The sequence below is a fragment of the Duganella sp. GW821-FHT07F09 genome (assembly GCF_059418705.1).
In genome coordinates, this window is sequence record NZ_JBWKQJ010000008.1 from 47,076 (window position 1) to 63,183 (window position 16,108).

Sequence of the window (16,108 nt, forward strand, 5' to 3'; positions counted from 1 at the left end):
TCGACTATGCCGCGTCCAAAATGACCAACATCACCCACCTGCCCCCCGCCGGCGACAGCGCCCGCGCGGTCCGCAACCGCTATCGGCAGATCGAAAGCAGCGCCGCCCGTTGGCGCCTGCTGACCGACGCCGCCAGCGCGCTGGCCAGCGAGGGACTGTGCGCGTCGGCCCTGTCGACCGCCTTGTCCAAGGCCCTGGCCTTCCTGTCGCTGGAGGACGGCGCCGTGATGGTGCTCAAGGACGACGCGCTGCAGGTATTGGCCAGCCAGGGACAGGTGCCGCCGGTCGGCGCCCGCCTGGCATATGCGGCCGCCCTCCAGGCGGTGCTGCAACCGGGTCCGCGCCCTCCGCTGGTGCGGCAGGACATCGCCAGCGGGCTGCGCATCGGCCGCGAACAGCACGTCGGCCTCGAAGTGCTGGTGCCGCTGTGCCTCGACGGGAAAAATCGCGGCATGCTCGCGCTACTCAGCACCCAGGCCGCGCCGCTGCCCAATCAGGACGATCTGCTCACGCTGCAGGCGCTGGCGACGATGCTGGCGGCGGTGCTGTCGGCGCCGCAGAACGCACCGCGGGTGGCCGCGCCGGAGGCGGCCGAGATGCTCAAGGTGCTGACCCCGCGCGAACTGCAGGTGTTCGCGCTGCTGCCCAGCGGCTGGACCAACGCCGCCATGGGCGAACACCTGGGCATCGCCGCCGGCACCGTAAAGGTCCACGTCGAGCGCATCCTGCACAAGCTCGATCTGAACGACCGCACGCAGGCGGCGGTGCGCGCCGCCGATCTGGGGCTGGGCACATGACAGGCGCAATGGGCGAGCGCACCGGCGCGCTGCATCCCCGCCACTGGTCGCTCGGCTTCAAGGGCGGCGTCATCATCGCCGCCTCGCTGGCGTTGTTACTGGGTTCCGCCGCCACCAGCTACACGTTGGAGCGAAAAACCGCCGCCGCCACCGCCGACATGCTGCGCGCGATGCAGGCGCAGGCCGACATCCAGCGCCTGCACACGCAGATCGCCGAGGCGGCCACCGGGGTGCGCGGCTATCTGCTGACGGGACGCGACGACTTCCTCACCCCCTACGGTGCCGCCGTCACGCAGTTGCCCGCCACCCTGGCCAGCCTGCAAGCCAAGGTCCGGGACACCGAACAAGTCGCCAGCCTGCGGCGCATCACGCCGCTGCTGAACGACAAACTGGCCAGCCTGGAAATCATGCGCGGCCAGCGCAACGCCAGCCCGGTCGAACTGCAGCGGCATCTGCGCAGCAGCAAAGAGATCCTCGACCAGCTGCGCGCCGAAATCGGCGTCATGAGCCTGCGCGAATCGGCGCTGGTGGAACAACGCGCGCTGGCGCTGCAGCAGGCCTCCAACCGCAACATGTGGATGACCATCGCGGTCGCCGCCGCCGGCCTGGCCGGCGCCATGGCGACGCTGACCTTCACCGTCGGCCTGGTGCGGCGGGTGCGCCTGGCGGCCGAAAACGCCGAACGCCTGAACAGCGACCTGCCGCTGATACCGGCGCCGGACACCCGCGATGAACTGGGCCAGTTGGCCGAACGGCTGCACCAGGCCAGCGTGCTGCTGGCCGGGCGGGCGTCGGCGGCGCAAGCGGCCAGCCAGGCCAAGACCCAGTTCCTGGCCCGCACCAGCCACGAACTGCGCACGCCGCTGAACGCCATCCTCGGCTACGCCCAACTGCTGGAAGCGGGTCTTAAGGCGCCGCGCGAACGCGAACACGCCGAGCATATCCGCCAGGCCGGCCAGCATCTGCTAGCGCTGATCAACGAGGTGCTCGACATCGGCCGCATCGAGGCCGGCAAACTGACCCTGGAATGCGCGCCTGTGGCGCTGGCGCCGCTGATCGATGAAGCGGTCATGCTGATGGCGCCGATGGCGCAGAAACGCGCGGTGCGGCTGCGCCATGACAGCGCGGCCATCTTCGGCGCCGTCATGGCCGACCGTCAGCGCCTGCTGCAAGTGATGCTCAACCTGCTGTCGAACGCCATCAAGTATGGCGAGCAAGGCGGCGACGTCGATATCGGCTTCGGCACCGATCCGGCCACCGGCACCGTCAGCATCCATATCGACGACGCCGGCCCGGGCATCACGCCGGCCCTGCGTACACGCCTGTTCGCGCCATTCGACCGCCTCGGCGCCGAAAGCGGCAAGACCGAAGGCGCCGGCCTGGGGCTGGCCGTGTCCAAGGCGCTGATGCAGGCCATGCAAGGCGATATCGGCCTTGAGGACAAGGCCGGCCGGGGCAGCCGCTTCACACTGACCCTGCCCGCAGCCAACGCGGACGCCGTCGCCAGCACGCCCGCCGATGTCGCCATCGGCCAGGCCGCGCCGGCCGTCCCCACGCCGGCGCCGGCGGCCACCACGCACAGCATGATCTGCATCGACGCCGACGCCGGCACCCGCGCGCTGATCGCCACGCTGATGCAGCGGCGGCCCAACTGGCGCGTCACGGCGGCCGCCGACAAGGCAGGCGGCATCGCGCTGGCGCGCCAATCGCCGCCCGATCTGCTGCTGGTCGCCTGCGACCTGGCCGACGACGCGGTGCACGCCCTGCCCGGAGAACTGGTGGTGCTGGGCGGCGCCGGTGGAGAGGCCACCGCGGGCGCTCCCCGCCATCTGGGCAAGCCGCTCAAGATCCCCGAATTCTTTGCCTTACTCGACACAACGGAGCAAAAACAATGATGGAAAACGAAGTCCTGGCCTCCCGCATCCTCATCATCGACGATCAGCCGGCCAATCTGCGACTGCTGGAGGACATGTTCATCGGCGAGGGCCTGACCCACGTCGTCGGCACCACCGACGCCAGGACCGCGCTCGATCTGTTCACCGCCTTCGACCCGGACCTGATCGTGCTCGATCTGATGATGCCCGATCTTGACGGCTACGCGGTGCTGGAGCGGCTGAAGCGGCGCGGCGATCCGTACGACTTCCGTCCGGTGCTGGTGATCACCGCCGACGCCACCGCCGAGGCCAAGCGCCGTTCGCTGGCCCTCGGCGCCAAGGACTTCCTCACCAAACCGTTCGACACGCTCGAAGCGATGCTGCGCGTCTGGAACCTGCTTGAAACGCGCGTGCTGTACAAGCGCCTGCAGGCACTGGCGCCGAAAGAGGACCTGGCCCCGCAAAGCTACCGCAGCCGCGCATCCTGACTAGAACACCTTCACCGGCACATTGAGGATCAACCGGTATTCGCGCTCGCTGGGTTCGACGTAATGCGCCGAACCGCGATGCGCCAGCGCGATGAACGCCAGGCTGATGCCCTTGATGTCGCCATGATCGAACACGTAGCTGGCCTTCAGCCCAAGCTCGTGATGATTGCCGTGGACATGGGCACCGCCACGCCAGTAGGCATCGCGCCAGGTCCCCGCTTCGGGAGCCGTGCGCATCGCTTGGGCGGGCGACTTGCTGCGACCGGCGATGCCCCAAAAAATCACGCTCATCCCCGGCAGCGAGAAATCGGCGCCGTTCGCCGTGTAGCGCAGCTGCAGCGACTTTTCGCGCGGCGCGTTGTAGTCGGCCACCATGCCGTTGGCCAGATACAGACCATTGGCCTCCTGAACATAGTCCAGGTACTGGTCGCTCATCACGTGCTGGAACGAGATCGCCAGCTCCGACGCGCCCAGTTGCCTGGCCAGCGCCACGCTGTAAGCCTTGCCGCCGATCGGCCCCTGCAAACCCGCGCCCTGGTCGCGGGTCAGATACCCCGCGCCGCTAATCGTCCACTTGCTCGCCTCCGACGCCCCGAAACTATGCCGTCCCGAGACAAACAGCTGGTTCCAGACATCGCGCGCCTGGGCCGCGTAGACCGACACCTTGCCGGACGCCGAAGTCAGGTTCACGCCACCGTAACTAAGGCGCGAGATCGGCGTGCCTCCATATGCGGTTTTCAGCCCCACCAACCCGGTGCGCCCGCGCGGGTTGACGGCATCGATGCTGCCGGCCTCCACGCCCACACTGCCCGTCGGCTCCCCCGCCAGCGTCACTCCACGAAACGACGGTGGCAGCGCACGATTGTCCTTCGACTCGAAAAAGACATTTTCCACCTGCTGCAAGCCGTATTTGACCAGCATGCCGCCGTAGCGCGCTTTCACCGCATAGCCGCCCATGTACGCCCAGGCCTTGCGTCTTTCACCACCGCCGCCGTCGCGGTCCACGTGCACCATGTCCCCGGAGGCGCCGTCGCCATCGAGCTTGACGGCGCCAAAGAGCGAGGCGTCGACACCGAAACCGATCCGGCCCGAACTCATGCCCGAGACGAAATTCCCCTGCGCGCCTTGCACCCAGCCGCGCTGGGTGCCATAGCCGTTGATGGTCAGGCTGTCGCGGTAGTTCCTGAACAGGATGTTCAGCGTGCTGTCGGCCAGCATGCGGGGCTGCGGCGACCGCGCCTCCGCCGCGCCGAGCGACGGCGCGGTTTGACGCGCATCCCCCCCGCGAATAGCCGGCATGGTCGCCGCCGCCAGCATTTCCGGCACCGGGTAGGCGGCCGCCTCCATCGTGGCGGCGGCGCCGGGCGCCACGTCGTCGCCACCGGCTTGGGCGGACAGGCTGGCCAAAGCGGTCAGCAGCGCAGCTATCATGCGGCCGGCCCGTCCAGCGTCCGCGCCAGCGATTCGAGATACAGCGCGAAGTCGCCCAGATTGGCGACCAGTTGTTGCCCGTTCGGCACAGCGGCGCATTTGGCCAGCCTGTCGGCGGCCGGCAGCGGATGGGTAAAAGCCACCCGCCCGCTCCCCGCCGGCGGCAGCATATCGTGCAGCAGCGCGGCGCGTGGATCGTCGGTCCGGCGCAGCAGCGCCAGAAACGCGTCATAGCCTATCGGCGCCGATTCGCGACCCAACTTGCCGGCGACCGCCCACACCAGCATATCGAACGGGACGAACTGCTGTCCCACCACATCGACCAGCGCCGGCGCAGTACCGAAATTGGCCTGCGACCCGACAAACCCGCACAGCCACCGCGCCAGCGCGTCGATCGGCAGTAAGCCAAGTTCGCCGCAACCGGCCGGCGCCACGCCGAGGCGCAGGCAGCAACTCAATAGCATGTGCACCAGCGACTGCTGATTGACATGGCCGGCGCAAATCGACGGCAGCACGTCATCGACCCGATAAATGCGCGCCGGCAGCCCTTGCGCCTGCGCGCGCACGATCAGCCGGTCCGCCAGATATTTGGTATAGCCATAGCCTGTGGTGCCGGCCGGCGCGCCGCCGTGCACGTCCCCCCCCGTCAGCTTGGCGGCAAGCGAGGAGACGTGATGCACGCGCTTGGCCTTCCCCTCGCGGCAAAACTGAATCAAACCGGCGGTTCCCAACACGTTGGTCGCGAACAGCTGCGCCGCCGGCAGCAGGAAGTTGACCTCCGCGCCGCAATGAATCACCTCGTCGATCTCGCCCGCCTGATGCTCCCACACCTGCGGCGACAGCCCCCACTTCGGCGCGCCCAGGTCGCCCAGCAACACCTTGATACGTGCAAGCGGCAGCGCCTGACCGCGATGCGCCGCGCGGTAGGCGGACGCCAGCCGGTCCAGCGCCGCCTGGCTGCTGGCGCCGCGCAGCAGTACCGACACTTCCAGCGTCGTGGTGCGCAACAGGCATTCCAGCACATGCACGCCGATGCAGCCGGTGGCGCCGGTCAGCAGCACACGGCGGCTGATGGCGGCGGGCACGCCGGTGTTGCTGTACTCGACCTCCGGCAGCGACAGGTTGCCCTGCCCGGACCCATTGCCGCCGGCGCTCAGGAACTTCGCCAGCGCGATCGGCGTCGGATATTCATAGTGCCTCGTCACCGGCACCGTCACGCCGCTGGCTTGCGCCAGCATCAGCGACAGGTTGACCGCCGCCAGCGAATCGCCGCCGTTGTCGAAAAAATCCGAATCCGGACCGATGTCGTTCAGCAGCAGCACGCTGCGGTAGCAATGCACGATCATCTCCAGCATGCCGGCCGCCCCGTCCCGCACGATGGGGGCAATGGTCGCGGGCGCGTTTTGCGCGGCCATCATGTCGATGATGCGCTTGCGATCCAGCTTGCCATTGGGCGACACAGGCAGGGACGCCAACCATAAAACGCGGCGCGGCATATGCGTCATCGGCAGATGGTCGGCCAGCGCGCGGCGCAGACGGGATACTTCGATTTCCCCCGGCGCGGCGTACGCCAGCGCCAGTTCGGCTTCGCCATTCGCGGCCGGCGCCATCAGCGCCACCGCGTCGCTAACGTCGGGGAAGCAGGCCTTCATCGCCAGCGCCAGCTCACCCAGTTCGATGCGCACACCGCGCACCTTGACCTGGTCGTCGGCCCGTCCGGCATATTCGAGCAGTCCGTCCGCGCGCACGCGACCCATGTCGCCGGTGCGGTATACGATCGCGCCCGGCACGTCCGGGAACGGATTCGCCACAAAGGCGCGCGCGGTCAGTTGCGGCAGGTTCAGGTAGCCGGCGCCGACACAGACGCCACCGACGACGATTTCGCCAAGCTCGCCGTCGATCAGGACCCGCATCGACGGATCGACGATGCGCACATGGGTATTATCAATCGGCCGCCCGAGCGGAATGTGCTGCCCGTCCTCGTCGCATACCTCATGGAACACCATGCCGATCGACGCCTCCGTATGGCCATAGGTGTTGATCACGCGGCACTGCGGCAGCAGGCGGCGGAAACTGTGTACCGAAGGGGCGTCGATCTCCTCGCCGCCGATCAAAAGATGGCGCAGGCTGGCCAACTTGGCGCGGGCGACGCTGCCGCTTTCCAGCCCGCGCACCAGAAGCTTGAACAGCGTCGGCACGAAGTCGGTCATGGTGACGCCGTGGCGGGCGATATCATCGACCACGGCATCCAGATCCCAGCGGCCGCGCCGCGCCGGCAGGACCGAGACGCTGCCGCCTGTCAATGGCCACAGCATCTGCCAGATCGACGAATCGAACAGCGGCGCGCTGTTTTGGTACACCACCTGGCGCTGGCCGAAACGGCGCGTCATGTAGCGGAAGCGGTTGGCCAGTCCGGCATGATGGTTCAGCGCGCATTTGGGCACGCCGGTGGAACCGGAGGTGAAGAAACCGTACACCAGATCGGCGTCCGCCCCGCACAACCCTACCACCGGTGTAACGCGATGGCGCTGCGGTTCCAAATCGATCCGGACCACACGAACACCCGCCGCCAACAGCGCCTCGTGACCGTCCGTACCGGCGATCGCGATGGCAGCTTCGGTCGTGGCGGCGACGGCGCGCAGCCGCAGCGCCGGCCAGCCGATATCGACCGGGACGATGACGGCGCCCAGCATCATCGTCGCCAGCCAGGCCACTGGCAGTTCGATCCCGGTGCCGAGCGCGCACAGGACCATGTCCCTGCGCCCGACGCCCTGTTCCCTCAGCATGGCGGCATTGGTTTCGGCGGCCGCCATCAGATCGGCATACGTTATCTCGCTGGCGCCGCAACGCACGGCGATGCCGGAACCATGAGCCCCGGCTGCGGAGCGCACCATATCCAGGACGCTGTCGGCGACGTACGGACGTGCGTGGTCAAACCCAATATTGAGCATACAGTCAACCTCAAAAAGTTAGAAATACGCTAAGTGGCGCTGGCGGGTGCGGCTGGCGGTACAGGTACAGGTACAGGTGCGGGTGCGAGCACGATGCGGATCGCGGCAACGCTGACGATGAAAGTCATGCCGACGCCGGCCAGCGACAGCGGCGACACCGCAAGCCGGCCATCGAACAGCTGGAGCACAATGCTCACCAACGGCGCCCCGGCCATCACCACCATCGTCAGGAACGGCGTCCCGAGCGTGATGCCCCGCTGCAGCAGCACCATCGGGATCACCACGCCGACCACGCTCAGGCCCATGATCAACGCGCCGTGCGCCAGCACCGTCTCGGCCAGCGTCCCCTGCCACAGGGCGTAGCCGCCGGTGACGGCGAGCAGCATGTAGAACCGGTGCGCCATCACCTGGTCGGTGCGGAAACCACGCACGCTCAGTCGTTTCAGGTACACCGTGCTGACTGTCATGAAGTAGCCGCAGCCTATCGCGGCGGCCGCGCCAAGCAAAATGCGCGACTGCTCGAAACCGGCCACCGCCGAGCGGCCCGACAGGCTGCCGTAGAACAGCACCGCGCCGCCGGCCACAAAACCGGCAGCCAGCGCCCAGCGCGCGGGCGTCCGCCGCGCTGGACCGGCGCCGGCTTCGAAGGCGATCGCCACGAACGGCCCCACCGAGCACATTAACGTGGCGGCGACGGCCGGCTCCAGGTTGGCGTAGGCGACATACATCAGTATCCAGCTCAAGCCCGTGGTGACATTGAGCGCACCGATCTCGCGCTTGCCCAGGCCCAGCGCCAGCACCTGCGATGGTCCGTTGCGCTCGCGGTAGCGGCGCACCCCGTAGAACATCAGCGCGGCGCACAGGAAGCTGACGAAGGTGAACGCCGCGATATCGATTTCCTGCAGCAGCATGGCCGCCGTCACGCCGTTGGCGGCGGCCAGCACCGCGTACGCGGCGACAAAGCACAACGCGGCGAGCGGCCGATATACCGTCGCCGGCGCGGGCGCCAAAGACGGTTCGGCGCTTGCGGGCGTATCGGCCGCTCCCCGCATGACCGACGCGCCCATTACGCGGCCTCCGCCTGGCGTACCGAGAACAGGCGCCGGCCGCGCTCCAGTTCACGAATGGTTTCGTAGTCGCGCCGCAGCACCTGCTGGTCGGCGTGCGTGAGATAGACCACGCCCGGGATCGAGAACAGGTCGGTGGTGCGCATGATGCGGTCGCCCACCTCCGGCGTGTGGAAATGGCAGGCATACGACGGCAAATCGCATATCGCCCGCAAGCCGGATATATCCTCGACCGTGCCGCTCTGGTCGGAGATCAAGGCCACGCACATGACGTGCCGGCTCAGCACATACGGCCGGTCCAGGCGCCGCGAAAACGCCTCCGCATCGCAGCAGCGCTCGACGGCCAACGTCACCTGGCTGGCGCCCAGGGCGTCGATCACCGGCTGTTCCAGCATGCTGCCCTGCAGCCGGGCGCCGGTTTCGACCAGCACGGGACCGCGTTCGGTCATCATCACCTCGGAATGCGCCGGACCGTTGCGCACCTCCAGCGCGTCGAGCACCTGGCGCATGTAGCCGGTCAGGCTATCCTGAACCTTCCCCACGGCCGGTAACAGCTCTTCGCAGTCATACAGGTTGGAGGCGCCCGACAGCGCCTTGCGGCGGTCGATCCAGATATCGGAAAAATAATGCCGTCCATCGATCGACACGCTATTGACCACATACTGCGTGCCCGCCAGGTAGGTTTGCGCCAGCACCTGGCGGTTGATGGCGCCCATGCGGTTGCGCTTCCCGATCATGCTGTCGAAGGCGGCGCGCAGCTGGCCGGCGCTGGAACAGAAAAACACGTGGTCGCTCCCGGCGCTGGCGAGCGGCTTGACCACGATCGGCCAGCCGCGCCGCCCGTCCCCCGCCCATTGCAGCAGCGCCTCGACATCATCGGTGCGCAGGCTGTCGGCGGCGGCCAGCCCGGCCTCCAGCAGGGCCTGCGCCATCTCGTATTTGTCGCGGCGGCGGCGGGAACTGGCCACCGGATTGCCGGCCAGTCCCAGCTCGGCGGCCAGCAAATCGGCCAGCTCGACGCCGGTCTCGGCGCCCGCCATGACCCACGCCGCGTGGCCCCCACCCAGCGCCGCCGCCAGTTGGCTGACGCAGTCGTCCAGGTTGCGGTAGACGATGGTGGCGGCGAAGCTGTCCGGCTGGAAGGTGGGCACATAGCTGGACGGGATGGTCGCCGCGCTCTGGATATGAATACTCGGGATGCCGCGCGCGCCGAACTTCGGCGCCAGCTCCGCGCCGGTCGAATAGGCGTCGACGATCACTGCAAATGGTTGGGACATGGTGAACTCCGTTCGCTCTTAGACTAAATACCGCACAACTCGTGCGCGACCAGATCGGCGTAGGATTCGCGGTGGCGTATCAACCGCTGCCGCGCGCCTTCGACCATGACCTCGGCCGGCCTGCCGCGCGAGTTGTACTGGCTCGCCATGCTCATGCCATAGGCGCCGCAGGAGAAAATCGCCAGCAGGTCGCCGCCGTCGAGCGCCGGCATGGCGCGTCCCAGCGCGAAGTAATCGCCGGTTTCGCAGATGGGACCGACGATGTCGATGGCGTCGAAACCTTCGTCGGCGCCGCCATCCTGACCGCGCTGGCCGGGCAAGCCGCTCCAGTGGCCTTCAAAAGCGCCGAAGCTGGCCGGCCAGATCACGTGGCTGGCGCCGTACAAGGTCGGGCGCAACAGCACGTTCATGCCAGCGTCGACGATGGCGATCTTGCGCTCCCAACCCTGCTTGATGTATTCCACGGACGTCAGCAGGATGCCGGCGTTGGCGCTGATCGAGCGGCCCGGTTCGATGATGAAGTGCTTACCGCGCCGTTTGAGGCCCTGCAGACGGTCGCAGATCGCCGCGCCCATCTGCCCCAGCGAACACGATGGCTGCGCCTCGTTGGCGCGGTACTGCGCCGGGAAGCCGCCGCCGATGTTAATGAACTCGATCCTGGCGCCACTGGCCTCGATGCGGTCGGCCAGCTGTTCGACCTTGTCGATGGCCGCCAGATAGGTGGCGGTGGCGGCGATCGGCGACCCCAGATGGACGTGGATGCCAACCACGTCGACATGGCGGTACAGGTTACGCTCGAACAGCGCCTCGGCGCGCAGCAGCGGCACGCCGAACTTGGTCTGGCGTCCGCCGGTGGAGGTTTTTTCATGGGTGTCGGCGTCGGCGACATCCGGATTGACGCGCACCGCCGCCTTGACCCGCTTGCCCGCCGCCCGCGCCACTTCGTCGATGCGCGCCAGTTCGCCCTCCGATTCGGCGTTGAAGAGAAACACGCCGGCATCGATCGCGTAGGTCAACTCGTCGCGCGACTTGCCGACGCCGGCGAAGACGATCTTCTCCGGCGCGGCGCCGGCCTGCAAGGCCCGGTACAACTCGCCGCCGCTGACGACATCCAGCCCGCAGCCCTGCTCCACCAGCAGCTTGAGCACCCCCAGGTTGCTGCAGCTTTTGACCGAGAAGCAGATCAAGGGCTCGATACCGGAGAAGGCATCCCGCACCACCGCGCAGTGATGCTTGAAGGTCTGCGCGCTGTAGACATATACCGGGCTGCCGTGCGCCTCGACGATCGCGCGGGCCGGCACGTCTTCGATGTGCAGCTCGCCGTTCACATAATGAAAATGATCCATCTGGTTCCTTAATAATTTACTGCGGAATTTACTGCGAAATGTGTTGAACGATTCGTTGCCGGCGCCTGGGGCAGCAGCCAGCCACCTTTTTGCAAATAGTCGATGATGGTTTGCGCGCAGCGCTCCGGCGATGCCGTCGAGGTATCGAGCACGATGTCGGCGCGCTGCGGCGCTTCGTAAGGCGAATCGATGCCGGTGAAGTGCCGCAACTGGCCTTCGCGGGCCTTGCGGTACAAGCCCTTCGGATCGCGCCGTTCGCAGACGTCGAGCGCCGCATCGAGATAGATTTCGATGAACTGCGCATCGCCGATCATTTCTTGCACCAGCGCCCGGTCCTGGCGGAACGGCGAGATGAAGGCGGTCAGCACGATCATCCCGGCATCGACGAACAGCTTGCTCACTTCGCCGACGCGGCGGATGTTCTCCACCCTGGCCTGGTGGCTGAAATCGAGATCGCGGCACAGGCCATGGCGCACGTTGTCGCCGTCGAGCACATAGGTCAGGTACCCCTGGCTGAACAATGTTCCCTCCACCAGTCCCGCCAGGGTGCTTTTGCCGGAGCCGCTCAAGCCCGTGAACCACAAAACACAGGGCCTCTGGCGCAACCGCGCGGCGCGCATGCCGCGCACCACGGGGAAGTCGTGCCAGATCAGCGAGGATGACTGGCCGCTCATGTCTGCGCGCTCCCGGCTTGCTGGCGCAGGTAATCGTAAAACGGCAGGTTGGCCTGGTAGAAGCCGCGCAGCTGCTCGTGGTTGTCGACCCTGACCGCGTACTGGCGTTCGATCGGCGCGATGCGGTTGCTGTTGGCCGCATCCAGATGCCAGCGCTTGGTACGTTCCCAGATATCCAGGTGTCCGCCCTCCCATTGCAGCGACTCGGGCAGGTGTTTCAGGCCGGCGCTCTCGCAAAAACGCGCCACCGTTCCGGCGGGATCGGCCACCAGCTTTTCCGCGTCGATGAACAGCGGCCGGGCGCGCGCCTGCAGCCGCACCAGATCGTAGACCCGCGCCAGGTGCTCGTAGCCCACGTCCTCGCAGCGCATCTCCGGGTTGATGTGGTAGTGCGAGTTGATCACGCTGGCCGGCTCGCGCAACATGAAGATATGGGTGGCGTCGCGCAGGTAGCTGGCGCCATCGAGCATGTCGCGGTAATCGTACTCGCAGGTATCCTTGACGAAGACAGCGCCGTCGTCCAGCAAGCGCTCGACGTGCTCGAACAGTGCCGGCGCGGTGTCGAGCCGGCGCGGCTCGGTGCCGGCCCGCCGATGCACGAAGTGGCCGCACGCCGCCAGATCGCACAACGGCTCGTGCAGGATGGTGAAGTCGCCGCGCGCGGCCATCACGCGGACAAAAGCGGTCGATAGCGAGCGCGGTGGCGCCCACATCACAAACAGACGGTGTGCGGTGGAGGTCATGGTCAACTCTCCGGCGCTCAGGCCACCGCTTCGGTGATCCACTTCTGGCCGCCGTGGGCGAAGCGGAACTGCTGCGCGGTGAAACGCGACTTGGCGTAATCGTGCACGCGGTCGACCGTGTAGCTGCCCTTGAAGCAGATCATGTCGACCACGCCGCTGGCGTTGGCGGTCAGTTCCTCGGCGCTGTTGATGGCGGTCTGGGTGGCCGGATCGTACAGGCGGCCGGCGTAGGTCTGGCGCGCGATGAACGGCGACAGGAAGCGCATCAACTCCCAGCCATCCTTGTCGACGGTGGCCTGGAACAGATGGCGCGCGGCGGTGCCCAGCAGGTCCAGCCCGGGGGACTCGTACAAGCCACGGCCCTTGGTGCCGTTCATGCGGTTCTCCAGCACGTTCTTGAGCAGCACGCCATTGCGGCCGGCGATCTGGTTGGCCATGGCGATGGCGCCGTGGGCGCTCAGCTCGACGTCGTTGATGGCCACCGGCAGGCCGTTCCTGAAGGTGATCGAGCAGCGCTCCGGCTGGTCCGGGGCGTCGGCCACGCGCACGCCCATGATCGGCGTCACCGAGTCGGTCGGGTTGGACAGCAGTTCTACCTCGCGGTTCTCGTGCGAAACGCCGCCCAGGTTGGCGTCGACCGAGTGGTGCGCCTTGCCGAGCATCAGGGTCTGGTCGGCGTCGGCGACGAAATCGCTCATCGCCACGCGGCTGCGGAAGCGCTCCGCCGTGGTCGGATCTTCCCACGGCGAGAACGGCAGGATCTCGGGCGCGAACATCTTCAGGTAGTACGTGAAGCGGAATTCATCGTTGCCGCCGTGGACCGCGCCGTGCGCCAGCACGTTGCACTGCCGCTCGCGCAGCGCCGCGACCAGCCCCTTGACCGTCACCGCGCGGGCGATGCCGGTGGTGTTCCAGTAGCCGCCGTCGTATTGGGCCTGCGCCCGCACCGCCTGCAGGAACACCTGCGCGATCTCCTCTTTCAGGTCGATCACCTTGGTGTCCTGCATCAGATCGATGTTGCCGGCGCAGTAGTCGTGCCCCTCCTCGCCCGGCTGCCCGATATCGACCGTGAACTGTTCGTAGGCCACGCCCTCTTCCTTCAGGCGCTGCGTGATGAACAAGCTAACCAGTCCGCCCGAAGCGCAGATACCGATTTTTTTACCTTTGAGTTCTGAGAATTTCAAGATGATGTCCTTGAGGGTTGCGGTTGACGGCGCAGGCGCCGCGGGAAGTGAAACGGATGCGGCTAAAAGGCTATTGCGACCACCACGTCGGCTCGCGGTCCCAGCGATGCCGGCGCAGCATGTCCAGGATGCGCGGGTCCAGCGGCACGGCGCCGGAACAGGCCAGGTTGGCGTCCACGTGGGCCACCGAGCGCATGCCGGGGATCACCGTGGCCACCGAATCGGTGGCGAGGATGAAGCGCAGCGCGATACGCGCCATGTTGGCGTCGGCCGGCAACGCGGTGCGCAGCGCCTCGACCCGCGCCACCGTCGGCGCCAGGTTCTCGGGGACGAAGTAGCTGGCGCGCCAGTCGCCCTCCGGCCAGGTGGTCGTCTCGCGCAGCATGCCGGTCAGCGAACCCTCGTCGAACGGCACCCGGGCGATGACGCCGATATCGAGTTCGCGGCACAGCGGGAACAACTGGTCTTCCGGCGCCTGGTCGAAGATGTTGTAGATGACCTGCACCGAATCGATCAATCCCGTGCGCAGGGTGTCGAGCACATTGGCCGGCTCCCAGCGATTGACGCTGATGCCGACGCCGCCGATCATGCCCTGGCGCTTCAGGTCCTCGACCGCGCGCTGCCAGGATTCCTCGCCGGCCCACGCGTCTTCCCATACGTGGAACTGCAGCAGATCGATGGTATCGGTGCCCAGGCACTCCAGGCTGCGGCCGACGTATTCATGGATGTGCGCCGCCGGGAAGATGTCCTCGATGCGGTCGCCGCGCCGCGACGGCCACTCGCGGTTTTTCGGCGGCACCTTGGTGGCCACGTACAGCTTTTTTTCGGGGTGGTCGCGCAGCGCGCTGCCCAGCATGCGCTCACTTTCACCGCGCCCGTAGATCCAGGCGGTGTCGAAGAAGTTACAGCCACCGACGATCGCGTGGTGCAGCGCCTCCATGCCGGCGCTGGCGCTCGATCCGGTCCATCCACCCTCGCCGCCCGCCACGCCCCACATGCCGTAACCGACGTCGGAAACCTTCCAGGCCAGCCGGCCAAAACGACGATATCTCATAAGCTGATCCGCTTTCCGTTGAAAATTCCAGTGCGTTCAGTATGAAAGTTTTAGCAACGAAAACATAATATCAATATGTTCACATGCTATTCATTCCTGATATAGTTCAGTGATCTGAATTCAAGCGGGGATGCCATGGGCTTTACTTTTCGCCACGTTGAGGTGTTTTGGGCGGTGATGACGTCGGGCAGCACGACCGGCGCGGCCGAGATCCTGCACACCTCGCAGCCGACCATCAGCCGGGAATTGAGCCGGTTCGAGAAGCTGACGCAGCTGACGCTGTTCAAGCGCAGCGGCGGCAAGCTGGTGCCCACCGAGCATGGGCTGATGTTGTTCGACGAGGTCCAGCGCAGCTATCTGGGGCTGGAGCGGATCGGCAACGCGATCGAGGCGCTGCGCCATTTCCGCCACGGGCAGATCGCCGTGGCCTGCCTGCCGGCCTTCTCAAGCACGCTGCTGCCGCGCGCCAGCCAGCACTTTTGCAGCAAGTTCCCCGGGGTGAGTTTGAATATAACGCCGCTCGAGAGCCCGGCCTTGCAGGAGTCGCTGACCAGCCAGCGCTATCACCTCGGGCTGACCGAGGAACCGGGTATTCCGCCGGGGACCAAAATGGAAGCGCTGCTGACGATGGATGTGGTGTGCGTGCTGCCCCCGCGCCACCGCCTGTGCGAAAAGCGCACCTTGACGCCGCAGGATTTTGCGGGCATCGACTTCGTGTATCTGGCGGCCGGCGACCCGTATCGCAAGATGGTCGACAACACGTTCCGCGAGCATGGCGTGGAGCGCAGGATGGTGGTCGAGACGCACAGCGCGGCGGCGGTGTGCGCGACGGTGAGTTTGGGCGTCGGCGTGGCGATCGTCAATCCGCTGACGGCGCTGGAGTATGCGCGGAGCGGGTTGCAGATCCGGCGTTTCTCGCATCCGGTGCCGTATTCGGTGAACCTGGTGACGCCGTTGTTCCGGCCGGATTCGGAGAGCGTCAATAGATTCATCGACGCGCTGCATCATAGCTGCCGGCAGATCAGTGTGGAGCTGGAAAAGATCACCGCGAGCTGACGGCTTGGATTTATCGCGGATGCGCATCGACCACGAAACTACGATATCTCGCGGATACACGTAGGGTGGATTAGGCGGAACGCCGTAATCCGCCATGCATGCGCCGCCGACGACGCATGCATGGCGGATTACGCTGCGCTAATCCGCCCTACGTGTCTCCGGGGTT

Annotated in this window: 13 protein-coding genes; 4 read left to right on the plus strand and 9 right to left on the minus strand. The window is 66.6% G+C overall.

The genetic code is table 11. The features are described 5' to 3' along the window. Positions 1-20: 20 nt before the first annotated feature. From AC07P1_RS21110 to AC07P1_RS21120, 3 genes are read left to right on the plus strand one after another with little or no spacing between them, the layout of a single operon-like run. Positions 21-797: a helix-turn-helix transcriptional regulator gene (locus tag AC07P1_RS21110; RefSeq protein WP_494697669.1), complete on the plus strand. Its 777-nt coding sequence runs from the start codon at positions 21-23 to the stop codon at positions 795-797. Next, entirely contained in the window at positions 794-2,692 is a 1,899-nt protein-coding gene (locus tag AC07P1_RS21115) for a sensor histidine kinase (RefSeq protein ID WP_494697670.1), read from the plus strand. The genes AC07P1_RS21110 and AC07P1_RS21115 overlap by 4 nt, the downstream gene beginning before the upstream one ends. Further along, positions 2,692-3,159, plus strand: coding sequence for a response regulator (locus AC07P1_RS21120; RefSeq protein WP_315219822.1), 468 nt, complete (start codon positions 2,692-2,694; stop codon positions 3,157-3,159). Before AC07P1_RS21115 ends, AC07P1_RS21120 begins: the two co-directional genes overlap by 1 nt. Here the strand turns inward: AC07P1_RS21120 and AC07P1_RS21125 are convergent, their stop codons facing one another. From AC07P1_RS21125 to AC07P1_RS21165, 9 genes are all read right to left on the minus strand, one after another. Beyond that, positions 3,160-4,590, minus strand: coding sequence for an OprD family outer membrane porin (locus AC07P1_RS21125; RefSeq protein WP_494697671.1), 1,431 nt, complete (start codon positions 4,588-4,590; stop codon positions 3,160-3,162). Continuing rightward, a complete protein-coding gene (locus tag AC07P1_RS21130) occupies positions 4,587-7,541 on the minus strand; it encodes an amino acid adenylation domain-containing protein (protein ID WP_494697672.1) in 2,955 nt (984 codons plus the stop codon). The genes AC07P1_RS21125 and AC07P1_RS21130 overlap by 4 nt, the downstream gene beginning before the upstream one ends. A gap of 29 nt (positions 7,542-7,570) precedes the next feature. Further along, complete coding sequence (locus AC07P1_RS21135; RefSeq protein WP_494697673.1) at positions 7,571-8,608, minus strand: DMT family transporter; 1,038 nt, start codon at positions 8,606-8,608, stop codon at positions 7,571-7,573. Continuing rightward, positions 8,608-9,885: an ATP-grasp domain-containing protein gene (locus AC07P1_RS21140; RefSeq protein ID WP_494697674.1), complete on the minus strand. Its 1,278-nt coding sequence runs from the start codon at positions 9,883-9,885 to the stop codon at positions 8,608-8,610. Before AC07P1_RS21140 ends, AC07P1_RS21135 begins: the two co-directional genes overlap by 1 nt. A 23-nt stretch (positions 9,886-9,908) precedes the next feature. Next, positions 9,909-11,231, minus strand: a complete 1,323-nt coding sequence (gene lysA / locus AC07P1_RS21145; protein ID WP_494697675.1) for a diaminopimelate decarboxylase — start codon at positions 11,229-11,231, stop codon at positions 9,909-9,911. Between the two features lie 8 nt (positions 11,232-11,239). Beyond that, on the minus strand, positions 11,240-11,905 hold the full coding sequence (cysC, locus tag AC07P1_RS21150) for an adenylyl-sulfate kinase (protein ID WP_494697676.1): 666 nt from the start codon (positions 11,903-11,905) through the stop codon (positions 11,240-11,242). Then, positions 11,902-12,648, minus strand: coding sequence for a sulfotransferase-like domain-containing protein (locus tag AC07P1_RS21155; protein ID WP_494697677.1), 747 nt, complete (start codon positions 12,646-12,648; stop codon positions 11,902-11,904). Before AC07P1_RS21155 ends, cysC begins: the two co-directional genes overlap by 4 nt. Before the next feature lie 17 nt (positions 12,649-12,665). Further along, on the minus strand, positions 12,666-13,832 hold the full coding sequence (locus AC07P1_RS21160) for an argininosuccinate synthase domain-containing protein (protein WP_494697678.1): 1,167 nt from the start codon (positions 13,830-13,832) through the stop codon (positions 12,666-12,668). Between the two features lie 70 nt (positions 13,833-13,902). After that, positions 13,903-14,886, minus strand: coding sequence for an aldo/keto reductase (locus tag AC07P1_RS21165; RefSeq protein WP_494697679.1), 984 nt, complete (start codon positions 14,884-14,886; stop codon positions 13,903-13,905). A gap of 135 nt (positions 14,887-15,021) precedes the next feature. On the opposite strand from AC07P1_RS21165, the gene AC07P1_RS21170 reads away from it, so the two are divergent. Next, positions 15,022-15,942 carry a LysR family transcriptional regulator gene (locus tag AC07P1_RS21170; protein WP_494697680.1) on the plus strand — a complete coding sequence of 307 codons (921 nt, stop codon included), beginning with the start codon at positions 15,022-15,024 and terminating at the stop codon, positions 15,940-15,942. Positions 15,943-16,108 lie beyond the last annotated feature (166 nt).